Origin of the sequence: Rhodococcus sp. IC4_135 (assembly GCF_011602025.1) — a bacterium.
Lineage (GTDB): Bacteria > Actinomycetota > Actinomycetes > Mycobacteriales > Mycobacteriaceae > Rhodococcus_F > Rhodococcus_F baikonurensis.
Genome location: NZ_JAAOLG010000011.1, coordinates 138,939 through 163,394, shown reverse-complemented (window position 1 = coordinate 163,394; position 24,456 = coordinate 138,939). Strand labels below are relative to the sequence as shown.

Genomic DNA, 24,456 nt, shown 5'->3' with positions numbered 1-24,456 from the left:
GGTGGCGCGTCAGGTCAGGATCGTGCGGATCACCGCATCGGCAAGTAGACGACCACGGTCGGTGAGAACCACGTGATCGTTCTCGATCACGGCCAACCCGTCGACTACCACCTGTTCAGCCGAAAGTCGTTCGGATGCAGACAGTTCCGACAACGGAAGTCCCGTCCGCAACCGTGCGGTCAACATGACGCGCTCCATGTGTTCGTCCTCGGGGGTCAGTTCTTCACTGCCGCCGACGGGAAGTTCACCGAGGGCCAACTGTTCCGCGTACCGCGCCGGGTGCTTGACGTTCCACCACCGCACTCCGCCGACGTGACTGTGCGCGCCCGGACCGGCGCCCCACCAGTCACCGCCGTCCCAGTATCCGAGGTTGTGACGGCAGCGGGTGTCACCGGAGTCCGAGGTTTCCGCCTTTGCCCAGTTGGAGACCTCGTACCACTGCAAGCCTGCCTCGGACAGGCGTGAATCGATTCGTTCGTATCGCGAGGCCAGCACGTCGTCGTCCGGGGCGGGCAATTCGCCGCGTCGAACTTTTCGAGCCATGGCGGTGCCGTCCTCGACGATCAGCGCATAGGCCGAGACGTGGTCGACGTCGGCCGAGAGAACCGCATCGAGCGAGGCGTCCAGATCTTGGTCGCGCTCCCCCGGCGTTCCGTAGATCAAATCCAAGTTCACGTGCGAAAAACCAGCTGCACGAGCCTCTTTCGCGGCCGCAACGGCGCGGCCGGGAGTGTGCGTGCGGTCGAGGATCTTCAGAACGTGCTGGGCGGCAGACTGCATACCGAGGGAAATCCGAGTGAATCCGGCACTGCGGAGAGCACCGAAGAATTCCGGCGACGTCGATTCGGGGTTCGATTCCGTCGTCACTTCGGCGCCGGACGCCAGGCCGAAGCTGCTCCGCACCGCCGACAGCACGTCCGACAACCCGTCGCCGCCGAGCAGCGACGGCGTTCCACCGCCCACGAACACTGTCTCCGCTGCCGGGGCGCCCGTCATCTCGGCCGCGAGATCGAGTTCGCGTCGCAGGCCCTCCAACCACGACTGCGGCGAGGCCGAGGTTCCGAGCTCACCGGCTGTGTAGGTGTTGAAATCGCAGTACCCACACCTGGTGGCACAGAACGGGACGTGGATGTAGATCCCGAACGGCCGTTTCCCGACACCCTCGAGCGATCGCGCGGGCAAGGCGAAGGGCGTCGCCTCGCTCTGTCGAGTGGGAGTCGTGCTGGTGGCATTCACGCCTCCAGTGTCCCAGCATCCGGAACGCACACCTATTCAGCCTGCGATGCAGGTCGGCGCGTGGCCTGAACTCGATATTTCCCCCGTTTTTCGTGGAAATATACGCCCGAGTCGGAATTATCGAGTTGACGTGGCACAATGGTCCGCATGACCGGACTCGGAGTGCGACTTGTGGCGCGTCGCCATGTCGACTTCAAGCGTGTGTGCAGCTCGTCGTGTCTGCACCTGTGTAGCTGTTGATCTTTCACTGATCTTCCAGCCTTTCCCGCTCATCTCCATCTGCTTCGCCAAAACACTCTCTGCAGAGACATGCCTTTTCAGGGACATGCCTTTTCAGGGACGCAGCTTCTCCAGCTGTTCGTTTTCGTGAGCACACCTGCCGGCCGCGAGCTTTCCGAGACCGAGGACAGCCCCCTCGATTTCCGACACGGACCGGTGCGTCCCGATCAGACACCGCCACAGTTCGTCGAAAGTGCGTGCCGCGTGCCGATCAACCGCCCAGATCCAGGAGTTCATCGATGACGTCGACCACCGACGCCGCCACACCCGCCGATTCGGCAGCACCCGCCGAAGCCCGGCCTGCACGCGCTGCGCGTCCCGCCAAGCGTCGCGCCGAAGGTCAGTGGGCCCTCGGTTACCGCGAGCCGCTCAACGCCAACGAGCAGGCCAAGAAGGACGACAACCCGCTCAACGTTCGGGCCCGCATCGAGAACATCTACTCCAAGCAGGGCTTCGACAGCATCGACAAGGGCGACCTTCGCGGCCGCTTCCGCTGGTGGGGTCTCTACACCCAGCGCGAAGAAGGCTACGACGGCACCTTCACCGGCGACGAGAACATCGACCTGCTCGAAGCCAAATACTTCATGATGCGCGTGCGTTGCGACGCCGGCGCTCTCAACGTCGAGCAGCTGCGCACCATCGCCGGCATCTCGAAGGAATTCGGCCGGAACACCGCCGACCTGTCCGACCGCGAAAACGTCCAGTTCCACTGGATCGAAGTCGAGAACGTCCCGGAGATCTGGAAGCGCCTCGAAGCCGTCGGGCTCAAGACCACCGAAGCATGCGGTGACTGCCCCCGCGTCGTCCTCGGTTCTCCCCTGGCCGGCGAATCGCTCGACGAGGTCCTCGATCCCACCCCGGCGATCGACGAGATCGTGCGCCGCTACATCGGCGACCCCAAGTACTCCAACCTGCCGCGCAAGTTCAAGACCGCCATCTCCGGTCAGCAGGACGTCGTTCACGAGATCAACGACATTGCCTTCATCGGCGTGAACCACCCCGAGCACGGCCCGGGCCTCGACCTCTGGGTCGGCGGCGGACTGTCCACCAACCCGATGCTGGCGCAGCGCGTCGGCGCCTGGATTCCGCTCGACGAGGTCCCCGATGTCTGGGAAGGTGTCGTCTCGATCTTCCGTGACTACGGCTACCGTCGTCTGCGCGCGAAGGCAAGGCTCAAGTTTCTCATCAAGGACTGGGGGATCGAGAAGTTCCGCGAGGTTCTCGAGACCGAGTACCTGAAGCGCCCGCTCATCGACGGCCCCGCGCCGGAGAAGCCCAAGCGCCCGATCGATCACGTCGGCATCCAGAAGACCCGCAACGGCCACAACGCAGTCGGTTTCGCTCCGATCGCCGGCCGCGTCTCGGGAGACATCCTGGCTCAGGTCGCCGACGCCGCCGAGAAGGCCGGCAGCGACCGGATCCGCTTCACGCCGTACCAGAAGCTGATCATCCTCGACGTCGCAGACGAGACGCTCGAGCCGCTCATCGCCGATCTCGACGCGCTGGGCCTTCCCGCCCGTCCGTCGCACTGGCGCAAGAACCTGATGGCCTGCTCCGGCATCGAGTTCTGCAAGCTCTCGTTCGCCGAGACCCGCAAGCGTTCGCAGGTGCTCGTGCCCGAACTCGAGCAGCGTCTCGCCGACATCAACAGCCAGCTCGACGTGCCGATCACCATCAACATCAACGGTTGCCCCAACTCCTGCGCTCGCTCGCAGATCGCCGACATCGGCTTCAAGGGCCAGCTCGTCGACGACGGTGAGGGGAATCAAGTCGAGGGTTTCCAGGTTCATCTGGGAGGCAGCCTCGGATTCGACAGCGCCTTCGGACGCAAGCTGCGCCAGCACAAGGTCACCAGCGTCGAGATGGGTGACTACATCGACCGCGTCGTACGTCAGTTCGTGAAGAACCGCAACGAAGGTGAACGGTTCGCCGAATGGGCAGTGCGCGCAGACGAAGGAGATTTGCGATGACAGTGGACATTTCGCGAGCAACTGCCGACGAGCTTCGGTCCATCGCCGAGCGCGGTGCCGTGGAACTCGACGGCGCCAGCGCACAGGAACTGTTGCAGTGGACCGAGGACACGTTCGGTGACCGGGCGAGCGCAGCGACGGGGGATCGTAGCGGTTACATTGTTGCGTCGAACATGCAGGATGGGGTGCTGGTTCACCTTGCCGCACAAGTTCATCCGGGCGTCGACGTACTCTTCCTCGACACCGGCTACCACTTCCCCGAGACCATCGGCACGCGTGACGCGGTCGAGCAGGTCTACGGCGTCAACGTCATCAATGCACGCGCGCTGGCAAGCGTCGCCGAGCAGGACGTCGCCGAGGGCAAGGATCTGTTCGCCCGTGATCCCAACCGCTGCTGCGCATTGCGCAAGGTCGCACCCCTCAAGCAGACACTGTCCGGCTACAGCGCGTGGGTGACCGGCATCCGCCGCGTCGAAGCGCCCACCCGCGCCAACGCTCCCCTGATCTCCTTCGACGAGGCCTTCGGACTCGTGAAGATCAACCCGATCGCTCCGTGGTCGGACGAGGAGATGCAGAACTACATCGACACCAATTCCATCCTCGTCAATCCTCTTGTCGACGAGGGCTATCCGTCCATCGGCTGCGCACCCTGCACCAGCAAGCCAGCCCCCGGCAGCGATCCGCGTAGCGGTCGTTGGGCCGGTGCCTCCAAGACAGAATGCGGGTTGCACGCATCATGACAGTTGACTTGACACTTTCACGTCCTCAGCTCGACGGCACACAGTTCGATACTCTCGACGCCCTCGAGTCCGAAGCGATCCACATCTTCCGAGAGGTGGCCGGCGAGTTCGAACGCCCGGTCATTCTCTTCTCGGGCGGTAAGGACTCCACCGTGCTGCTGCATCTGGCGATCAAGGCCTTCTGGCCTGCGCCGCTGCCGTTCACCCTGCTGCACGTCGATACCGGCCACAACCTGCAGGAAGTTCTCGACTTCCGCGACCACGTCGTGGCGAAGTACAACCTGCGCCTGCACGTGGCGAGCGTCGAGGAGTACATCGCGGACGGTCGCCTCACCGAGCGCCCCGACGGTATTCGCAACCCGCTGCAGACCGTTCCGTTGCTGGACGCGATTTCCGAGAACCGCTTCGACGCCGTCTTCGGTGGCGCTCGCCGCGACGAGGAGCGCGCCCGCGCCAAGGAGCGAATCTTCTCGCTGCGCAACGCTTTCGGCCAGTGGGATCCCAAGAAGCAGCGCCCGGAACTGTGGAACCTCTACAACGGTCGCCACTCCCCCGGCGAGCAGGTGCGCGTCTTCCCGCTCAGCAACTTCACGGAGCTGGACATCTGGCGTTATATCGCTCGCGACAACGTCGAACTCGCCAGCATCTACTACGCCCACCAGCGTCCGGTGTACCAGCGCGACGGCATGTGGATGACCCCCGGAGTCTGGGGTGGTCCGGCTGACGGCGAAGAGCTGCAGACCCTTTCGGTGCGTTACCGCACCGTCGGCGACGGTTCGACCACCGGCGCTGTTCTCTCCGATGCGGCTGACAACGAAGCGATTCTCGCCGAGGTTGCAGCATCACGTTTGACCGAGCGCGGCGCGACCCGTGGCGACGACCGAGTTTCCGAAGCGGCCATGGAAGACCGCAAGCGAGAGGGCTACTTCTGATGAGCGATCTGCTCAGACTGGCAACTGCCGGCAGTGTCGACGACGGAAAGTCCACCCTCGTGGGCCGCCTGTTGTACGACACGAAATCCGTTCTCGCCGACCAGATCGACGCCGTGACCCGGGCGTCGGTGGACCGCGGTCTCGACACCCCTGACCTCTCACTGCTGGTGGACGGTCTGCGCGCCGAGCGTGAGCAGGGCATCACCATCGACGTGGCGTACCGCTACTTCGCGACCCCCAAGCGCACCTTCGTGCTGGCCGATACACCGGGCCACGTGCAGTACACCCGCAACACGGTGTCCGGTGCCTCGACGGCTCAGCTCGTGATCCTGCTGGTCGATGCCCGCAAGGGTGTCATCGCGCAGACTCGTAGGCACGCAGCGGTTCTGGCGTTGCTCGGTGTCCCGAAGCTCGTGCTCGCCGTGAACAAGATCGACCTCGTCGAGAACCCGGAAGAGGTCTTCACCTCGATCTCCGCCGAGTTCAACGAACTCACCAGCTCACTGGGCTGGGCAAGCGAAGACGTCGTCGAGATCCCGGTGTCGGCACTGCACGGTGACAACGTCGCCATCCGCTCCGACAAGACCCCGTACTACACCGGCCCCACGCTGATCGAGCACCTCGAGTCGATTCCGGTCGACGCCGAGCCGCATCGCGTCGGCCTGCGCTTCCCGGTGCAGTACGTGATCCGCCCCCGCACCGCCGAGTTCCTCGACTACCGGGGATACGCCGGTCAGGTCGCTGCCGGTTCCGTCGTACCCGGCGACGAAGTGGTGATCCTGCCTTCGGGTACGCGCACCACCGTTACTCGTATCGACACGGCCGACGGTGAACTGGATGTCGCCCACGCGGGACGCAGTGTCACACTGATCCTGGCCGACGACGTCGACGTATCCCGCGGCGACACCATCGCCTCGCCGTCTGACGCACCCGAGCCGATCGGCGAATTCGACGCCACCGTCTGCTGGCTGGCCGAGAAGCCGCTGCGCCCCGGTGCACGCTTGCTGCTCAAGCACGGCACGCGCACGACGCAGGCCATCGTCGGCAGCTTGGTGGAGCGATTCAACGAGCAGGATCTCACCACGGATCAGGGCCCGGAAACGCTCGAGCTCAACGAGATCGGCAAGATCTCGATCCGGGTGGCCGAGCCGATCGTGGCCGACGACTACGCCGTCAATCGCCACACCGGCAGCTTCCTGCTGATCGATCCCGCCGGTGGAAACACTCTCGCCGCAGGCCTCGTCGGCGACGTCATTTCCGCTGTCGAATTGGGCGAGCGCGTCTAGACGATGGTTCCGCTCATTGCTGTTGCTCACGGCAGCCGTGATCCCCGTTCTGCTCGGGTGATCACGGCTGCCGTAGCGGCTCTTCGTGAAGCCCGGCCAGACCTCGATGTCCGGCTGGCGTTTCTCGATCTCAATGCACCGTCCATCGATCAGGTCCTGGACGGAGTTGCACACGACGGCCATACTCACGCCGTTGTTGTTCCGATGCTGCTGGGCAACGCCTTCCATGCTCGGGTAGATCTGCCGGGACTCTTGGCCGCTGCCGCGGTACGCCACCCCCAACTGACCGTGTTCCAAGCAGACGTACTGGGTCGCGATGCTCGGCTGATCGAAGCGGTGCGCGAGCGAATTCTCGAAGCAGGTGCACGGCCGGATGATCCGTCGGTCGGTGTCGCTCTCGCGGCAGTCGGCTCGTCCGACGCGCGCGCCAATGCCGCGACCTCAGAATTGGCCTCCACGCTTCTGACCGGAACCAACTGGTCGGGTGTTCGAATCTGTTTCGCCACGTCTGCGGAACCGACAGTTGCCCAGGCGATCTCCGCTCTCGAGCAGGACGGCGCAGAACGCGTTGTCGTCGCACCGTGGTTCTTGGCTCCCGGCCTGCTGACCGATCGACTCAGCGCTGCCGCAGCAACGGCGTGTCCGCGCGCGCGTTTCGCCGACACGATCGGTGGGCACTCTCTACTGATCGAAACGATGATCGACCGTTACCGACAAGTCGCTGATGCACTACCCGACCGTCTGGTCCGCTCCGCCTGATCCGGTTTCACAGGCCGTTATCAGATTGTTACCGTAGTGTTGGATCTGTCCAGCCCGCGAAGGTACCTCCTTCGCCTGCGAAACAGATCTTTGGGTGCAATCCCCTCAGAGCGCCGCGAGAGGGAACACCATCACTCACAATCTTCGCCTCGGCACAGCCGGCATCGCATGGGTCCTGTCGGTGCTTTACCTGCTTGTCGAAATCTTCACGGCCGGAGCCTGGAAGACGCCGTACAGCTTCGCGCGTGACTCCATCAGTTCACTGGGTGTGACGACATGCAGCGTGGATTCGTGTTCGCCGATGCACGACGTCATGAACGCGGCTTTCATGATCCTCGGTGCGCTCACCATCCTCGGTGCGGCCTTGCTACACAAGTACATTCCGGACGGTCGTGCGAAGAAGTGGATTCTCGGTCTTGCCGTCGTCGTTGCATTGAGCACCGCGGCTACCGGACTCTTCCCGGCCAACGACGGGACCTTCGTTCACTGGACCGCAGTACTTCCAGGCTTCGTCGCCCGTCATGCCGTACTCGTACTCATGGCAATTCAGTTCTGGAAGCACAGCAAGTGGATCGCAGTGTGGTCAGGACTGTGCGCAGCAACCGGAATCGTCGGCGCCGTACTGCTTCTCGGACGAACCCTCACCTTCGGCTTGGGTGAACGCCTGACGCTGTACCCACTACCGATGTGGATGGCTGTCACCGGCGTCGCAGCTCTGCTCGCGTTGATGCGCCGAACCGTGTTGAAGAACGTGGAACTGACACTGCCTGGTAACGGATTCATCACCGCTCTGTTGTCGTTGCGCCCGCGTCGATCTCGCGCAGCGGTACCTACCGACGTTCTCGCCCCACGGGAGCTGACCAGTTTGTAGCGAACCTGGGGTGAGCAGGGACACACTGGTAGGGAGGCGACGCGAGGAGACTTCCATGACCAGTGCATCTGTTCGACACGGAATCGTGGCCGGTATCGACGGCTCGGCAAGCGCGGTCAATGCCGCGAGGTGGGCAGCCTCGGCTGCAAAGAGATTCGACGAACCACTGCGGCTGACCCACGTGCTGCCAGGACAACCCGAGTCCGGTGGCGGTACCAACGTCACCGACGAAGAGATGTTCGACCACCACCTTCGCGTCGAGGGTGCCAAACTTCTCGACGAGGCCGAGGACGCCATCCGCGATGACCACACCGACGTCACCATCGAACGCGGCCTCGTGACCGGCACTCCCGCAACCACACTCGTCGAGCTGTCGAAATCCGCCCGCATCGTTGCGCTGGGTCAGGCGGGTACGAGCGAGATGCAATCGGTGTTTCTCGGGTCCGACACCATTCGGGTGGTCAACCGGGCACACTGTCCCGTGGCTGTCTTCCGCGGCAACGGTGATCACGCGACAGCCGACACCAGGCCCATCGTCGTCGGCGTCGACGGAAGCAAGCTCAGTGAACTAGCCGTGGCACACGCTTTCGAGTTTGCCGCGTTCCTCGGCGCACCGTTGGTTGCGGTCCACACGTGGAACGAGCACGCCTCGCTGGGCGGGTATTCCGAAGCCAGGCGCTTCGTGGACTGGGGGCCGTACGAGCAGCACGAGCACGCTCTGTTGTCCGAGTGCCTCGCCGGGTGGACGGAGAAGTACCCCGACGTCGACGTCACCCGCAGTGTCCAACGCAGCGGACCGATGAAAGCGCTGCTCGAGCATTCGGCGGAGGCGCAACTCGTAGTCGTCGGCAGCCATGGCCGCAGCCCATTCATGGCGTCGATCGTCGGATCGACCAGTCAGAGCCTGATCCACCACGCCCAGTGCCCGGTCCTCGTCTGCCGCGAGGGCTGAACTCGTTTCGCTGTTGCCCGACCCCCCGGTTCTGAGCGAACGGCACGTTCGGCGCCATCAGGAGACCGAAAGTGCCGTTCGCTCAGCTATGGGTGGGGGTAGAACTGGGCAATCAGGGCGAGCGGGTCATACCTGGCCGACGACACTCACCGTGACCGGCTCCTGCACCGGCGTCGACACCGGAGTCTCCGGCAGATCCGGCACCCGGGTTGCCCGGGCGTACACCGTCTCCCCCGCCTCGAGGTGCAGCGCTGCACTGTCACCGCGCGTGACCTGAGCCGAGAAGAGCTCGCCCGTTGCCTCGTTGCGCAGGTCCACTCGAACCTCGAAGCCGAGGTAGACGACGCGCTCGACGGTGGCGCGTGTGACGCCCAGGGACTCGGCCGTTCCGGACTCCTGAGCGAGAGCCATGCTCGGATCGCGGCCGAGGCGGATGTCGTGCGGACGAACCAGCTGCCCGTTGAGCTTCGCGACGGATCCGAGGAAGGACATCACGAAGTCGTTGGACGGGCGGTCGTACAGGTCGGCTGGTTCGCCGATCTGCTCGATCCGACCCTTGTTCAGCACCGCGATACGGTCTGCCACGTCGAGAGCCTCCTCCTGGTCGTGGGTGACCAGAACGGTGGTGACGTGCACCTCGTCGTGCAGACGACGCAACCAGGTGCGCAGGTCGGCACGAACCTTCGCGTCGAGCGCGCCGAAGGGCTCGTCGAGCAGAAGCACCTGCGGGTCGACAGCCAGAGCGCGCGCCAACGCCATGCGCTGACGCTGACCACCGGACAGCTGCGCCGGGTACCGATGCTGAAAGCCGTCGAGGCCGACGATCCCCAGTAGTTCGTTGACCTTCTTCTCGATCTCCGGCTTCGGGCGCTTGCGGATCTTGAGCCCGAACGCCACGTTGTCCCGCACCGTCATGTGCTTGAACGCCGCGTAGTGCTGGAACACGAAACCGATGTCTCGCTTCTGCGGCGAGACGCCTGTGACGTCCTTGCCTGCGATGGTGATGGTTCCCGAATCGAGTTCTTCGAGCCCTGCGATCGAACGCAGCAACGTCGACTTTCCCGAGCCACTGGGCCCGAGCAATGCCGTCAACGAACCCGAGGGAATGTTGACTGTCACGTCGTCGAGCGCCGCGAAATCACCGTAGTTCTTGCGGGCCCCGGTCACTGTGATCATGTGGTGCTCCTCTTACGGTCCAGCAGCGTCATCAGCAACAGGACAATGATGGCGATGCCCATCAGCAGCGTTGCCGCCGAATACGCACCAAAGGTGTTGTGGTCGTCGATGTATCGCGAATGCACCAGCAATGTCAGTGTCTGAGATACCCCGGGGAAGCCGGAAGAGACCATGATGACTGCGCCGAATTCACCGAGCGAACGCGCCACCGTCAACACGATTCCGTATGTCAGGCCCCAGCGGATCGCGGGCAAGGTGATCCGCCAGAACGTCTGCCAGCCCGAGGCACCGAGCGTCGCGGCAGCTTGTTCCTGCTCGTCGCCGATCTCGTGAAGTACAGGTTCGACTTCCCGGACGACGAAGGGCAGCGTCACGAAAATCGTCGCGATCACCATGCCGGGCAAACCGAAGATGACCTTGAACCCCAACGATTCGATGCCGCCGAACCAACCGTTTGCACCCCACAGAAGGATCAACGACACACCGACGACGACGGGCGAGACTGCGAAGGGCAGGTCGACCACCGACTGCAGTACGCCCCGCCCCGGGAAACGCCCACGCACGAGCGCCAGAGCCGTGACCACACCGAACACGACGTTGATCGGGACCACGATCGCCACGATGATCAGCGAAAGATTCAGCGCGGAGATCGCTGCTGGCGTCGTGATCGATTCGAGGAACGGGCCGATTCCATTTTCGAACGTTCGCGTGAGGATCACGCCGATCGGCACGACCAACAACACGAACAGGTAGACGAGAGCGATGGTCCGCAGACCGATCTTCGATCCTCTGGACACATTCATCGGGAACTCTCCTCACGTCGCTGTCCCCGCGAAGCGAAGATTCGCAGGACGAACAGCGTCACGAATGCGATGGCCAGCAACGCTACTGAGACAGCAGCGGCGTTGGTAGGCCGATCGATCTCGATCTGCTGCTGAATGAACTGCGACGTCATCTGCGTCACGCGCGGAATGTTGCCGCCGATCAGGACGACCGAACCGTATTCACCGATCGCGCGGGCGAACGCGAGTCCCGCGCCGGAGATGACGGCAGGCGCCAGCGTCGGAAGGACGACCGAGCGGAAGATCGTCCAGTTGGAAGCGCCCAAGGACGCAGCGGCCTCCTCGACTTCGCGGTCGACCTCCATCAGCACCGGCTGCACCGAACGGACGACGAACGGCAAGGTCACGAAAGCCAGAGCCACGATCAGTCCGGGCTGGGTTGCGTTGAGGTGGATGTCGATCGGCGACTGCGGTCCGTAGAGGGACAGCAACACGATCGACGCCACGATCGTCGGCAGAGCGAACGGCAGGTCGATCATCGAGTTGACGATGCGCTTGCCCGGGAACTCGTCCCGGACCAGGACCCACGCGATGATCGTGCCCATCACGACGTTGATCAGTGCCACGATGATCGAGACGAACAACGTCACGCGCAGCGACGCCAAAGCAACGGGTGCGGTGACGGCGTCCCAGAATCCGGAGATCCCCTCGTCGAACGCGGTGGCGGTCAACGCGGCGAGCGGAAGCAGAACGATCACGGAGAGCCACAGGGTGGCCACTCCGATTCCGAGCGGCCCCACACTCCCCGTGACCCGCGCGAGTTTTCGCCGACGAGCCACGGGGGTGGGGTCGATAGTGTCAGTCACGTCAGTCTTACTTGGTCGCGTTGTCGTAGATCACTGCGATAGAACCGGTGTCCTTGGTGAACAGGGCACTGTCCACGGCCTTCCAGCCACCGAGGTCTGCGATCGTCCACAGCTTGGTCGGCTCGGGGAACTTGTCGGTGAACTTGGCAGCGACTGCGGGATCGACGGGACGGAATCCTGCCTCGGCCCAGAGCGTCTGGCCCTCGGTCGTGTACAGGTAGTCCTTGAACGCGGTCGCCTTGTCGAGGACCTTGCTGTTCGAGATCACGGCAACGGGGTTCTCGATCTTGAAGGTCGTGGGCGGGGTGACGTGCTCGACCGGGTCGCCGTTGCCTTCGATGAACAGTGCCTCGTTCTCGTAGCTGATCAGAACGTCACCGCTGCCCTGCAGGAAGGCTTCCGAAGCCTCGCGTCCCGACTTGGGCTGGATCTTGACGTGATCGTTGACCAGGGCGGTGACGTAGTCGAGACCCGCCTGCGGGTTCTTGCCACCGTCGCTCTTGGCGGCGTACGGCGCCAAGAGGTTCCACTTGGCCGAGCCGGAGCTGAACGGGTTCGGCGTGACGACCTCGAGGCCGGGCTGAAGCAGGTCGTCCCAGTCCTTGATGCCCTTCGGGTTCCCCGGACGCGTCACGATGGTGACTACCGATCCGAACGGAATTCCGTTGTAGGCGTCCTGGTTCCAGTTCTGATCGACCAGACCGGCATCGACCAGGCGGGTGATGTCGGGCTCGACGGAGAAGTTGACGAAGTCTGCCTCGGCGCCGTCCTTCACCTTGCGCGACTGGTCGCCCGAGGCGCCGTACGAAGGATTGAAGTTGACGTTCTTGCCCTCGTCGGTCGCCTGGAAGGCTGCGGTGAGCTTGTCGAAGCCGGGCTTCGGCACGGCGTAGGCGAACAGGTTGATCGTGCCGGCGCTACCGTCGCTGGCGGCGCTGTCACCACCCACGGTGTCGCTCGAGCCACCACTGCACGCTGTGAGTACCACGGCCCCCATGGTCGCGATAGCAGTGAGAAGTGTGCGGGAACGGCGTTTCATTGCAGATACCTTCCTGAAAGGACTGACAAACGAGGGTTGGTCAAACGACAAGTCCGAGACCTCTGGGGCTGATTCCATCGGGACGTTCAGACATGGAGAGCCGACGGGCAAAGAGCCCTGAATCGGGGGGGCGCGAGTTACACGCGGAGAAGTTCGAGTGGGGTGCGCAGCACCACCGAAGAGGTCGAACTCAGGAAATCAACAACAGGCGACGTCAGCGACGTCGAGCATGCCGACAGCAATCAACGCCAACTGGTGGCGGATTACGGGAGCTGTTGCTTCGGACACGCGGTGGACTTTAGCAGAGCACCGGCGACCGCTCTAATCGGGAGAACTAACGGGTGAGAAGCCACGCGACGATCACGAGGAGAATCAGGGCGATCAGGGCGAGAGTGACCCGTGAGCGGGGCATCAGCTTTCCTCTACTTCTCGAGAATTCCTACGCAACCAGCCGAAGAGCGGCAGAGCGAGCACGGCGGCCAACGCGCGATCCAGACCGATGGCCACCAGGCGGCACAGCGGAACGACGACGATCAGGACCAACGCGACCTGCGGGATGAACGGGAGCCCCGCCATCCACAGCTCGAAGCTGTCCCACCAATCCGCTATCCGTTCCACGCCAACACCCTATCCTTCGGGCGATACGGTCCCGACAGCGTGTGGATTGGACGTGTGTCGATTCTGGCCGGATGATGGCCGAATGAGTGCTGACGACGAAGTGGTGCAGACGATTCCTCCCGCCTCCACGGGTCACCATCGAAGCAACTTTCCCCCGATCGACGACTACGCGTTTCTTTCCGATTGCGAAACCTCGTGCCTGATTGCCCGTAACGGATCTGTCGAGTGGATGTGCGTTCCCCGCCCGGACTCCCCCAGCGTGTTCGGTGCCATCCTCGACCGCAGCGCAGGCCATTTCCGCATCGGCCCTTACGGCCAGAACGTGCCCGCGGCAAGACGCTATCTCCCGGGTGGACTGATCCTCGAGACCACCTGGCAGACCGAGACCGGCTGGCTCGTCGTCCGTGACGCCCTGGTTCTCGGCCCGTGGCACAACGTCGACAAGCGATCGAACACCCACAAGCGCACACCGACGGACTGGGATGCCGAACACACCCTTCTCCGTACGGTCAAATGTGTCAGCGGCACCGTCGAACTCGAGATGAGCTGCGAGCCCGCGTTCGACTATCACCGCGGCACGGCAAATTGGGAGTACACCGGAAAGGTCTACGAAGAGGCGACGGCAACGTGTCGCTCCGCAAAGCCTGGAGACCATCCCACTCTGCGCTTGACCACCGACCTACGACTGGGTCTGGAAGGTCGTGAGGCACGGGCCCGAACACGGCTGGTCGAAGGCGACAACGTCTACGTCGCGCTCTCGTGGTCGGATCTTCCCGCGCCGCAGACGTTCGACGAGGCCGCCGACAAGATGTGGCAGACATCCAAGTCGTGGCGCGAGTGGGTCACGATCGGCAAGTTCCCCGATCACCCGTGGCGCGGATACCTGCAGCGCAGTGCGCTCACACTCAAGGGCCTCACCTACGCACCGACCGGAGCCCTCCTCGCAGCTTCGACGACCTCGCTCCCGGAAACACCAGGCGGAGAACGTAACTGGGACTACCGCTACGCGTGGGTTCGCGACTCCACTTTTGCACTGTGGGGCCTCTACACGCTCGGGTTGGACCGTGAGGCCAACGACTTCTTCAACTTCATCTACGACGTGTCGAGTTCGGACAACGGTCAGCCGCACCCCTTGCAGGTGATGTACGGGATCGGCGGCGAGCGCACGCTCGAGGAATCCGAACTCAACCATCTGTCCGGCTACGACGGCGCCCGTCCGGTGCGTATCGGCAACGGGGCGTTCGATCAACAGCAGCACGACATCTGGGGCACCATGCTCGACTCGGTGTACCTCCACATCCGTACCCGCGAGCGTGTCCCCGAAGCACTGTGGCCTCTGCTCAAGAAGCAGGTCGAGGAAGCGATCAAGCACTGGCGCCAACCCGACCGCGGGATCTGGGAGGTGCGCGGTGAACCGCAGCACTTCACGTCGTCGAAGATCATGTGTTGGGTTGCACTCGATCGCGGTGCCAAGCTCGCAGAGATGCAGGGCGAGAAGAGCTTTGCGCAGCAATGGACGGCCATCGCGGACGAGATCAAGGCCGATATCCTTGCGCACGGAGTCGACTCGCGTGGAGTTCTGACGCAGCGCTACGGGCATGATTCACTCGACGCGTCGCTCCTGTTGGCGCCGCTGCTGCGCTTCCTGCCGGCCGACGACCCGCGTATCCGGGCGACAGTGCTGGCGATCGCCGACGAGCTCACCGAGGAGGGGCTGGTCCTGCGCTACCGCGTCGACACCACCGACGACGGATTGAGCGGCGAGGAGGGCACGTTCACCATCTGTTCCTTCTGGCTCGTCTCCGCCCTCGTCGAGATCGGCGAGCTGGATCGGGCAAAGCATCTCTGCGAGCGCCTGCTCGGGTTCGCGAGCCCGCTCAAGCTGTACGCGGAGGAGATCGACGCCCACACCGGTCGTCATCTGGGTAACTTCCCGCAGGCGTTCACACACCTGGCGCTGATCAACGCCGTGGTCCACGTGATCCGTGCCGAGGAAGCTGCCGAAGCCGGAGCTTTCCAGCCCGCGCACAACGCAACCTAGACCCCTGCTGTGCGCCTTTATTAACCGCCCGCGGTTAATAAAGGCGCACAGCAGGTCTAGCCGGCCACCGCTTCGAGCTGCGGCGTGATCGATTCGAGTGAGTACTTCACCGACAGCGACGACGGAGTGTTCAGCCCGGCAACAGTCGGATAGTCCACGATGGCCAGACCGCCGCTCTTGACTGCGGGGAGGTCAGCGAACCCCGGCAACTTCATCATGTCGTCCACCGTTCCGCCGTTCGGCAGCAGCACCACTACATCGGCACTCAGAGCGTCGACTCGTTCCGGGCTGAGCATCAGTCGTCCACCGGTGACGCCGGCCTCTTCGACCAGCTTGGGCGGCAACGACATTCCCAGGCGCGTGAACAGTCCCGATGCACCGTCCTTGGGATCGGCGACGATCACCAACTGCGACGTCGGGAAGACGTACTGCGACAAAAGAGCGGTCTTACCCTTCAGCCCGGGAAGTCGCTGTGCGAGCGCGTCGATCTGCCCGTTTGTCGCCTCGACGATCTCGTCGGCTCGCGACTCCTTGTCGAGAACTCGACCGAGAATCTACACCTGGTCCTGCCACGGATCGACCTGGACCTCGGACAGACCCGCAATTGTCGGAGCGATCTTGCTCAACTGATCAAAATCGTCCTGATCGGCGACGGAGAACCCGCCGAGAATCAGATCGGGATCCAAGGCTGCAATTTCTTCGGCTTTGAGCGGGACACCGACCTGCTGGATCGCCGAGCGATCGAGTTCCTTTGCCGACGCGTCCACGCCGCTTTCCCACGGGAACAGGCCACGCTCGTCGCCCATCGTTCCGGCGGACAGATACCCCACCGGCTGGATTCCCAGCTCGAGCAGAACGTCGAGCCACTGGGTGTCGGCCGCGACGATGCGCGTCGGCGTCCCGGTGATCGTGGTGGCGCCGAACTTGTGATCGATCGTGGTGACCCGACCGTCCGCGATCTCGTCGGCGTCCGAAGACGAACAACCGCTGATACCCACGACCAGTGCTCCCAAGAGCGCCACTGCCGAGAACTTCATCGCACGCACGAAAATACTCCTCCACTAGTTAGTAGAGGCTTACCTTCTCATATGGGACCCGGCCGTGTCCGACCTTGCTTTCAGGCAAAACGAGCGAGCAGACGCTCCGCATCGGCGCCGATGCGTCGAACCACGTCTCCGGCCGGATGGGCTCCGTGTACGAGTCCGACTGCTTCTCCGGCATAGACGACTCCGCTGTGCGGGTCCGACGGGTCGTACGCCTGTGCCAGCGTTTCGTCGGCGGCATCGACTCCGTCCCAGGCTGCGGTGAACTCGTTGGCCACCGCACGGCCACCCCACCGCGAGGGCCACGGCTGACTGCGAGCACGGTCGAAAACGGAGGTGTAGACGGTGTCCGCACTTCCGGCTTCGACGACGCGGTCGCGGGCATATCCCGGGCCGACCGTCTCCGGACTGGCGAGCAGCGCCGTTCCGATCATCACGCCTTCGCCGCCGGCCGCCAGAACCGCGGCCAAACCGCGGCCGGTCCCGATTCCACCGGCTGCCAGAACCGGAAGTGACGTCGCTTCGAGGATCTCCTGCAGCAGCGGCAAGGTTCCGATCCGGCCGGTGTGGCCGCCTGCCTCACCGCCCTGTGCGATCACCGCGTCGACACCTGCGGCCTCGACGATGCGAAGGTCCTCGAGCGTATTGATCTGGGACACAACGGGAATGCCCGCCTCGTGGATACGTCCGACATACGCGGCGGGATCACCGAACGACAAGGTGATCATGGTCGGCTCGACGGCAATTGCCGCATCGAGCATCAACTCGTTCTCGGGCAGCGACCACGTCATCAGGCCGACGCCGAATTTTCCGGCGGCGGTCCGAGCGACTTCGGCTTCCGCTTCGATCCACTCCGGCGTGTTGTACCGGGCCGCGCCCAGCAGACCCAAACCGCCGGCCGCCGACACTGCTCCGGCGAGCGCGCCGCCCGCGCGGCCACCCATGGGTGCCCCGAGAACGGGGATATCGATTCCGAACTCTCGGGACAACCAGGTGGTGACCATGCGCTCCTACTTCTTGGGCTTCTCGCCGACCGATTCCGACGTCAGGGCTGCGACGAATGCCTCCTGAGGTACCTCGACGCGTCCGATGGTCTTCATGCGCTTCTTGCCTTCCTTCTGCTTCTCGAGCAGCTTGCGCTTACGGCTGATGTCGCCGCCGTAGCACTTGGCAAGAACGTCCTTGCGAATCGCGCGAATGTTCTCGCGCGAGATGATCTTGGCGCCGATCGCCGCCTGGATGGGAACCTCGAACTGCTGGCGCGGGATCAGCTCACGCAGCTTCGACGTCATGCGTCCGCCGTAAGCACCGGCGTTGGAGCGATGCACGATCGACGAGAACGCGTCGACGGCCTCGCCCTGCAGAAGGATGTCGACCTTCACGAGGTCAGCCTGCTGCTCACCGGCCTCCTCGTAATCGAGGCTGGCGTATCCCTTGGTGCGGGACTTGAGGGCGTCGAAGAAGTCGAACATGATCTCGCCCATGGGCAGTTCGTAGCGCAGCTCGACGCGAGTCTCGGAGAGGTAGTCCATACCGCCGAGCTCACCGCGACGGGACTGGCACAGCTCCATGATGGCGCCGACGTACTCGCTCGGCGCGATGACGGTGCACTTGGCGACGGGCTCGTAGACCTCGCGAACCTTGCCTTCCGGCCAGTACGACGGATTGGTGACGATGACCTCGGCCCCGTCCTCCATCACGACGCGGTAGACGACGTTGGGCGCAGTGGAAATCAGTTCGAGGCCGAACTCGCGCTCGAGGCGGTCGCGGGTGATCTCCATGTGCAGCAAGCCGAGGAAGCCGCAGCGGAAGCCGAAGCCGAGGGCAACCGACGTCTCGGGCTCGTACGCCAGGGCCGCGTCGTTGAGACGGAGCTTGTCGAGAGCGTCACGCAGAACCGGGTAGTCCGAGCCGTCCATCGGGTAGAGGCCGGAGTAGACCATCGGCTTGGGGTCGCGGTAGCCGACCAGCGGTTCGGTCGCGCCGTTGCGGGTTGTGGTGACGGTGTCACCGACGCGCGACTGGCGGACGTCCTTCACACCCGTGATGAGGTAGCCCACCTCGCCGACGCCCAGACCGATACTGGCCTTCGGCTCGGGCGAGATGATGCCGACCTCGAGCAGTTCGTGTGTGGTGCCCGTGGACATCATCGTGATCTTCTCGCGGGGACGGATCCGACCGTCGACCACACGCACGTAGGTGACCACGCCGCGGTACGCGTCGTAGACGGAGTCGAAGATCATCGCGCGAGCGGGACCGTCAGCGTCGCCGACGGGCGCGGGCACCTGCTTGATCACCTCGTCGAGCAGTTCCTTGACGCCCATGCCGGTCTTGCCCGAGACGCGCAGGACATCACCGGGCTCGCAGCCCGTGATGTGCGCGATCTCTTCGGCATAGCGGTCGGGATCCGCGGCCGGGAGGTCGATCTTGTTGAGGACGGGAATGATCTTGAGATCCTTCTCCATCGCCAGGTAGAGGTTGGCCAGCGTCTGAGCCTCGATGCCCTGAGCAGCGTCGACCAGCAGAATTGCGCCCTCACACGCTTCGAGCGCACGGGAGACCTCGTACGTGAAGTCGACGTGGCCGGGAGTGTCGATGAGGTGGAGGACGAACTCTTCGCCGTCGACGGTCCAGGGCAGACGAACGTTCTGGGCCTTGATGGTGATGCCGCGTTCACGCTCGATGTCCATTCGGTCCAGGTACTGCGCACGCATCGCCCGCTCTTCGACCACACCGGTGAGCTGAAGCATGCGATCTGCCAGCGTCGACTTACCGTGATCGATGTGCGCGATGATGCAGAAGTTCCGGATCTGCGCAGGATCCGTGAACGTCTTGTCGGCGAAGCTGCTGATGGGAGACCCCTTAGTCGGACCGGCACCGGCCCGGATCCGGGCCACTGTCAACCCTCAGGATATCCAAGTCTCGGCGCCGCCGTACCAGGGGTTCCCACGGGCGGGTGATTATGCTCGAACGCTATGGCAAGCATGTGGAAGCAGATCGGCAGAACCCTCGGCGCCCTCGCGGTGGAGAAGGGGCCTGCACTGCTGCGCCAGTTGCAGTCGTCCACGTCTCAGTCGTCTGCCTCGAAGCCGGGTCCGTCGGGCCGCCCGATCGCCGCGCGGACGTCTCCGACCGCGCATCGCGCCCGCAAGGTGGAGTACTCCCCCGACCTCGACGGCAAGGCCGATCCCGGCGAGATCGTCTGGACCTGGGTTGCCTACGAAGAGGATCCGACCCAGGGCAAAGACCGTCCGGTGCTGGTTGTCGGCCGCGACGGCGACACGCTGCTCGGTTTGATGTTGTCTTCACAGAGCAAGCGCGAGGGTGAACGTGACTGGCTCGCAATCGGTTCGGGCCCGTGGGACGGCGAAGGCAGGCCAAGCTGGGTTCGGCTCGACCGGGTGCTCGATGTTCCCGAGAGCGGGATACGCCGGGAGGGTGCCGTCATGGATCACAAGAAGTTCGACGCGGTCGCGGCAAAACTTCGGGCCGACTTCAGCTGGAGCTGAAGCCGACCCGAAGGATGGAAGCAGTCTCGATCAGCTGTCCATTCGGTTGAACCGTCCGAAGAGTGCTCGATAGATGAGTGCACCGAGTGCGCCGCCGATCAGCGGGAACACGATGAACAACCACACCTGACCCAGTGCGCCGTCCTGGAACGGCGCGACAGCGAGGCTTCGAGCGGGGTTGACGGAGGTGTTGTCGATCGGGATCGAGATCAGGTGGATCACGGCCAGGGTGAAGCCGATGGACACTCCGGCAAGCGGTACGTCCGAGATCTGATCGGTCGACGCGAGAACGACGAACACGAGCAGAGCGGTCAGGAGAATCTCGATGATCATGGCGGCACCGATGCCGTAACCGTCGGAAACCACCTGTCCGAGAAGATTCTTCTCGGCCGAAGGACTGTGCGCGCCCCAACCGTTTGCGCCGAGTCCGTCTGCGGCCCGGTTGTACGCCGGGAGACTGTTCGCAACCGTGTAGATCACGACGCCGGCGACCAAGCCGCCGATCACCTGCGCGACAACGTAAATCGCCGCATTGACGGCCGAGATGCGCCCGATCACGAATTGGCCGAGAGTCACGGCTGGGTTGACGTGGCAACCGGAAATCGGTCCGATCGCATAGACGAGGAACAGCAGGGTCAAGCCGAATGCGAAGGCAACTCCGAGATTGCCGACTTTCGCTCCTGCGAAGACGGCAGTTCCGACTGCGGAGAACACGAGCACAAATGTTCCCACCGCTTCGGCCGCATACTTCTTCACATCCGAGATCGGTTCGATCTCAGTCAATTCCTGTGCAGTTGGAGACATATTCCCACCTTCTTCTCATCGAACGGTAGTAATGCTCACGCGCCTAGATTTGCCGGACTTTACGCAAGCCTGGTGATCTCCACAACAACTTCGAGATCTGTGGAGCGACCGCCGGAAAAGATTCCCTTCAAAGGCGGCACATCCGAATAGTCCCTTCCTATTCCCACCGAGACGTGCTGTTCATTCACAGCTATCGCATTGGTCGGGTCGTATCCCCACCACGCGCCGGTCCACGCCTCGATCCACGCGTGCGATTCCCCGACCACCGTGTCCCCGACTGCCGCATCACGTTTGGGGTGGAGATAGCCGGAAACATAACGACACGGTATGCCCATCGTTCGAAGCAATACCAAGGTCAGATGCGCATAATCCTGGCAGACACCTTTCCTGGCCGACCAGGCCTCGACCGCCGACGTGTGCACTCCGGTCGTACCCGGAACATATGACATTTCGCCGTAAACCCATTGCGACGCAGCGACTACTGCATCTTCAGGTGATTTATCTTTGCGCAATTCTTTGGCAATTGTCGCCAGCTTCCGATCACGCGGAACATATCTCGTGAAACTCAGTTGCTCGTTGAATCGATCTTTAATCGCTTCACCCGACAATTCATCCCAGTCGACGGTTTCCTCGGGTTGAACGAACGGTTCCGTCTCCACTACCGACAGTCCGGTCACTTCCAGCTCCGTGTGCGGTGCGTGCAAGTCGAATGCGGTCACCGCGGTACCCCAGTAATCGGTGTACCGGTAGGACCGCGTTGCCGGTTGCGTTTCGACGCGCGTGAGAATCACCGTCTGCCTGGTGTCACCGCGAGGCGTCAAACGCGCTTCGTTGTACGACGACGTCACCGGGGCGTCGTACGCATATCCCGTGGTGTGCACGACCCTCATTCGCCAGCTCACAGCTCTCCCTCCACCGTCGAATCCGCATACGCGGCGCCGGCATCCGTCCATGCGACCCACGGCGCAGCGTGGAAGTACTGCAATGCAATTGCCTCACCCAGTTCGCGGCAGGTTTCCTGCCAACCGAGCAATCGCCCCTGCAGATCCTCGAGCAACACGCCCTGCGGCAGAAACTCCAGCTCGCTGCGCGCGCGGCCGAGAAGCCGCGGCGCCTCCGCCCGGATTCCGACACGACTGCCCGGCTGGGGGTCTAGTTCCTGCAGGCACTTCTCGGCCTGCCTGATCGAGTGGAACACCGAGCGCGGAAAGAGCCTGTCCAACAAGATGAACTCGACCACCCGATTGGCGTCGAGCGCTCCGCGATACGTACGCAGATATGTGTCGTGCGCACCCGCCGAGCGCAGCACACTGACCCACGCCGGCGAGGACGGGCGGTCACCGGCGCGCGCCAGGAGCATCCGCACGATCATGTCGACACGTTCGATCGACCTGCCAAGCAGAAGGAACCGATAACCGTCGTCGCGGCTGAGCGTGGAATCCGCCAGGCCCGCGAACATCGCTGCGCGTTCCTCCACGTAGCGGAAGAACTCGTGCGGCCCCAGCCTGCGTGACGCGCGTTCACGCTCGGCCAGTCCGTTGTACGTGGTGTTCAGGCACTCCCACATCTCACTCGACGTCACCTCACGCGCTCCGCGCGCGTTCTCCCGCGCACTTGCCAGCGAGTCCACGATCGAACCAACCTGATTGCGGCTGAACGCAACCAGATCGGTGAGCGAGCGTACGTCGAGCTTCTCCTCCGGCGCTTCGATGCCGAGGACACGCAGGAGCAGACGCGACGTGCGGTCCGGGTCGACGGTGGCGTCGTCGAGCAGTTGGTGGACGGCGACGTCGAGGATTCGAGCGGTGTCGTCGGCGCGCTCGACGTAGCGGCCGATCCAGTAGAGGGACTCTGCGTTGCGAGCAAGCATCGGTCACCACGCTCCGTTCGCTGATAGTTCTTGGTAGCTGGGCACTTCTGAGGTATTCACTGCTGTTGCTGCTGTTGTTGTTGAGACGTGCTCAGTTCGGGGCCCTGCACCGGTTCCGCGGATTCCGGGGGCTCGGACACCAGTTCCTCACCGGAGAGCTCCGGATCCTCGTCGGAGGTGCGGCTTGCGAGCACCCACGTGTCCTTGCTTCCGCCGCCCTGGCTCGAGTTGACCACCAGCGAACCTTCCGGAAGCGCCACCCGGGTCAGGCCGCCGGGTAACACCCACACGTCCTCACCGTCGTTGACCGCGAAGGGTCGCAAGTCCACGTGTCGCGGCGAGAGAACGTCGTCGATCTTGGTCGGCACCGTGGACAACTGCACGAGAGGCTGCGCGATCCACCCGCGCGGGTCTGCCTTGATCTTGCGGGTGATCGCAGCCAGTTCCTTGGGGCTCGCGTCGGGCCCGAAGACGATTCCGTAGCCGCCGGACCCTTCCACCGGCTTGATGACGAGTTCGGAGACGCGGTCGAGGACCTGCTCGCACTCCTCGTCCAACCAACAGCGGAATGTGTCGACGTTCTGCAAGAGCGGCTTCTCGCCGAGGTAGTAGTCGATGATCTGCGGAACGTAGGTATAGACGAGTTTGTCGTCACCGACTCCGTTGCCGACGGCACTCGAGATCACCACGTTGCCCGCTCGGGCCGCATTCAGCAGGCCGGCGACGCCGAGAATCGAATCCGGACGGAAGTGCATCGGGTCGAGATACTCGTCGTCGATGCGGCGATAGATGACGTCGACCTGGCGCTCGCCCTCCGTCGTTCGCATGTACACCATGTTGTCGCGGCAGAACAGGTCGCGACCTTCGACGAGTTCCACGCCCATCTGACGAGCGAGCAACGAGTGCTCGAAGTAGGCGGAATTGGCGATACCCGGTGTGAGAACAACCACTGTCGGGTCCGCTTCGTTGAGTGCAGCACCCGCGCGCAGCGCCCTGAGCAAGTGTGTTGCGTAATCACCGACCGCCCGCACCTTGTGGGACATGAACAGATCCGGGAACACCCGAGTCATCGTGCGACGGTTCTCCATCACGTAGGAGACGCCGGACGGAGATCGCAGGTTGTCCTCGAGAACTCGGAACTCTCCGGCCTCGTCTCGGACCAGGTCGATACCCGCGACATGGATACGCACACCGTTGGGCGGAACGATGCCGGCCGCTTCACGATGGAAGTGCTCACACGAGGTGACCAGGCGGCGAGGCAGGACGTGATCGCGCAGGATTCGCTGCTCGCCGTAGATGTCCGCAAGGAACAGCTCGAGTGCCTTCACACGCTGCTTGATGCCCTTTTCCAGGCGCGACCACTCCTGCGCGGCGATGACGCGTGGCACCAGATCCAACGGAAAGGGTCGTTCCTGCCCGGACAGCGAGAACGTCACGCCCTGATCGATGAATGCGCGTCCGAGCGCGTCTGCGCGCGCGGCGAGGTCGGCGCTGCTCGTCGGCGCCAGGGCTTTGTACACGCCCTTGTACGGAGCACGCACCGAGCCGTCGGGCTCGAACATCTCGTCGAAAGCCAACTCGTAGCGACCGATGTCTGAATATCCGTCGAACACTGCAGCAGGACGCGCTCGGGTGGTGGTCGAACCTGTTTTACTCGAACTTTTCGAAGGCGGCGGCGTCATA

General features: G+C 63.5%; 24 protein-coding genes. 9 read left to right on the top strand and 15 right to left on the bottom strand.

Annotation, left to right across the window (positions count from 1 at the left end; all coding sequences use genetic code 11):
- Positions 1 to 9: 9 nt before the first annotated feature.
- On the bottom strand, positions 10 to 1,236 hold the full coding sequence (hemW, locus tag G8767_RS20575) for a radical SAM family heme chaperone HemW (protein ID WP_166811460.1): 1,227 nt from the start codon (positions 1,234 to 1,236) through the stop codon (positions 10 to 12).
- A 518-nt stretch (positions 1,237 to 1,754) separates the two neighbouring features.
- Between hemW and G8767_RS20565 the strand changes: the two genes are divergently transcribed.
- The 7 genes from G8767_RS20565 (at position 1,755) to G8767_RS20535 (ending at position 9,025) form a co-directional block, all read left to right on the top strand.
- Entirely contained in the window at positions 1,755 to 3,485 is a 1,731-nt protein-coding gene (locus G8767_RS20565; RefSeq protein WP_019749031.1) for a nitrite/sulfite reductase, read from the top strand.
- Entirely contained in the window at positions 3,482 to 4,225 is a 744-nt protein-coding gene (locus tag G8767_RS20560; protein WP_095969759.1) for a phosphoadenylyl-sulfate reductase, read from the top strand. The genes G8767_RS20565 and G8767_RS20560 overlap by 4 nt, the downstream gene beginning before the upstream one ends.
- Entirely contained in the window at positions 4,222 to 5,157 is a 936-nt protein-coding gene (gene cysD / locus G8767_RS20555) for a sulfate adenylyltransferase subunit CysD (RefSeq protein WP_020908199.1), read from the top strand. The genes G8767_RS20560 and cysD overlap by 4 nt, the downstream gene beginning before the upstream one ends.
- Positions 5,157 to 6,443: a GTP-binding protein gene (locus G8767_RS20550; RefSeq protein WP_095969758.1), complete on the top strand. Its 1,287-nt coding sequence runs from the start codon at positions 5,157 to 5,159 to the stop codon at positions 6,441 to 6,443. Before cysD ends, G8767_RS20550 begins: the two co-directional genes overlap by 1 nt.
- Positions 6,444 to 6,446: 3 nt before the next feature.
- On the top strand, positions 6,447 to 7,202 hold the full coding sequence (locus G8767_RS20545; protein WP_095969757.1) for a sirohydrochlorin chelatase: 756 nt from the start codon (positions 6,447 to 6,449) through the stop codon (positions 7,200 to 7,202).
- 94 nt (positions 7,203 to 7,296) lie between these two features.
- Positions 7,297 to 8,073 carry a DUF998 domain-containing protein gene (locus G8767_RS20540; RefSeq protein WP_095969756.1) on the top strand — a complete coding sequence of 259 codons (777 nt, stop codon included), beginning with the start codon at positions 7,297 to 7,299 and terminating at the stop codon, positions 8,071 to 8,073.
- A 55-nt stretch (positions 8,074 to 8,128) separates the two neighbouring features.
- The gene (locus G8767_RS20535) at positions 8,129 to 9,025 is read left to right on the top strand and encodes a universal stress protein (RefSeq protein ID WP_095969755.1); all 897 of its coding nucleotides are present in this window, start codon (positions 8,129 to 8,131) and stop codon (positions 9,023 to 9,025) included.
- A gap of 126 nt (positions 9,026 to 9,151) precedes the next feature.
- On the opposite strand, the gene G8767_RS20530 is transcribed toward G8767_RS20535, so the two are convergent.
- From G8767_RS20530 to G8767_RS20510, 6 genes are all read right to left on the bottom strand, one after another.
- Complete coding sequence (locus G8767_RS20530; RefSeq protein ID WP_007731046.1) at positions 9,152 to 10,201, bottom strand: sulfate ABC transporter ATP-binding protein; 1,050 nt, start codon at positions 10,199 to 10,201, stop codon at positions 9,152 to 9,154.
- Positions 10,198 to 11,004, bottom strand: a complete 807-nt coding sequence (gene cysW, locus G8767_RS20525) for a sulfate ABC transporter permease subunit CysW (protein WP_003944503.1) — start codon at positions 11,002 to 11,004, stop codon at positions 10,198 to 10,200. Before cysW ends, G8767_RS20530 begins: the two co-directional genes overlap by 4 nt.
- On the bottom strand, positions 11,001 to 11,849 hold the full coding sequence (gene cysT / locus G8767_RS20520) for a sulfate ABC transporter permease subunit CysT (RefSeq protein WP_124569250.1): 849 nt from the start codon (positions 11,847 to 11,849) through the stop codon (positions 11,001 to 11,003). Before cysT ends, cysW begins: the two co-directional genes overlap by 4 nt.
- Positions 11,850 to 11,856: 7 nt before the next feature.
- A complete protein-coding gene (locus tag G8767_RS20515; protein ID WP_003944569.1) occupies positions 11,857 to 12,888 on the bottom strand; it encodes a sulfate ABC transporter substrate-binding protein in 1,032 nt (343 codons plus the stop codon).
- Positions 12,889 to 13,086: 198 nt separating this feature from the next.
- On the bottom strand, positions 13,087 to 13,176 hold the full coding sequence (locus G8767_RS36575) for an Ms4533A family Cys-rich leader peptide (RefSeq protein WP_309599318.1): 90 nt from the start codon (positions 13,174 to 13,176) through the stop codon (positions 13,087 to 13,089).
- Between the two features lie 123 nt (positions 13,177 to 13,299).
- Positions 13,300 to 13,506 (bottom strand): hypothetical protein, encoded by a 207-nt coding sequence (locus G8767_RS20510; RefSeq protein WP_095969753.1) that lies wholly within the window; start codon positions 13,504 to 13,506, stop codon positions 13,300 to 13,302.
- Between the two features lie 82 nt (positions 13,507 to 13,588).
- On the opposite strand from G8767_RS20510, the gene G8767_RS20505 reads away from it, so the two are divergent.
- Positions 13,589 to 15,547 (top strand): glycoside hydrolase family 15 protein, encoded by a 1,959-nt coding sequence (locus G8767_RS20505; protein ID WP_003944557.1) that lies wholly within the window; start codon positions 13,589 to 13,591, stop codon positions 15,545 to 15,547.
- Positions 15,548 to 15,603: 56 nt separating this feature from the next.
- Here the strand turns inward: G8767_RS20505 and G8767_RS35880 are convergent, their stop codons facing one another.
- The 4 genes from G8767_RS35880 to lepA form a co-directional block, all read right to left on the bottom strand.
- Positions 15,604 to 16,101 (bottom strand): ABC transporter substrate-binding protein, encoded by a 498-nt coding sequence (locus G8767_RS35880; RefSeq protein ID WP_346843017.1) that lies wholly within the window; start codon positions 16,099 to 16,101, stop codon positions 15,604 to 15,606.
- A complete protein-coding gene (locus G8767_RS35875; protein ID WP_240952472.1) occupies positions 16,102 to 16,593 on the bottom strand; it encodes an ABC transporter substrate-binding protein in 492 nt (163 codons plus the stop codon).
- A 71-nt stretch (positions 16,594 to 16,664) separates the two neighbouring features.
- Positions 16,665 to 17,594, bottom strand: coding sequence for a nitronate monooxygenase (locus tag G8767_RS20495; protein WP_166811458.1), 930 nt, complete (start codon positions 17,592 to 17,594; stop codon positions 16,665 to 16,667).
- Between the two features lie 6 nt (positions 17,595 to 17,600).
- Positions 17,601 to 19,493, bottom strand: a complete 1,893-nt coding sequence (gene lepA / locus G8767_RS20490) for a translation elongation factor 4 (protein ID WP_003944564.1) — start codon at positions 19,491 to 19,493, stop codon at positions 17,601 to 17,603.
- 72 nt (positions 19,494 to 19,565) lie between these two features.
- Between lepA and G8767_RS20485 the strand changes: the two genes are divergently transcribed.
- Entirely contained in the window at positions 19,566 to 20,099 is a 534-nt protein-coding gene (locus G8767_RS20485; protein WP_030536620.1) for a type II toxin-antitoxin system PemK/MazF family toxin, read from the top strand.
- Positions 20,100 to 20,129: 30 nt separating this feature from the next.
- Here the strand turns inward: G8767_RS20485 and G8767_RS20480 are convergent, their stop codons facing one another.
- Genes G8767_RS20480 through G8767_RS20465 form a run of 4 tightly spaced genes read right to left on the bottom strand, consistent with a single transcriptional unit; the run spans position 20,130 to position 24,455 of the window.
- Positions 20,130 to 20,903, bottom strand: a complete 774-nt coding sequence (locus G8767_RS20480; protein ID WP_042952240.1) for an aquaporin — start codon at positions 20,901 to 20,903, stop codon at positions 20,130 to 20,132.
- A 59-nt stretch (positions 20,904 to 20,962) separates the two neighbouring features.
- Positions 20,963 to 21,793 carry a transglutaminase family protein gene (locus tag G8767_RS20475; RefSeq protein ID WP_095969749.1) on the bottom strand — a complete coding sequence of 277 codons (831 nt, stop codon included), beginning with the start codon at positions 21,791 to 21,793 and terminating at the stop codon, positions 20,963 to 20,965.
- 8 nt (positions 21,794 to 21,801) lie between these two features.
- Positions 21,802 to 22,773, bottom strand: coding sequence for an alpha-E domain-containing protein (locus G8767_RS20470; RefSeq protein WP_095969748.1), 972 nt, complete (start codon positions 22,771 to 22,773; stop codon positions 21,802 to 21,804).
- A 56-nt stretch (positions 22,774 to 22,829) separates the two neighbouring features.
- Positions 22,830 to 24,455, bottom strand: a complete 1,626-nt coding sequence (locus tag G8767_RS20465) for a circularly permuted type 2 ATP-grasp protein (RefSeq protein ID WP_166811456.1) — start codon at positions 24,453 to 24,455, stop codon at positions 22,830 to 22,832.
- Position 24,456: the final 1 nt, after the last annotated feature.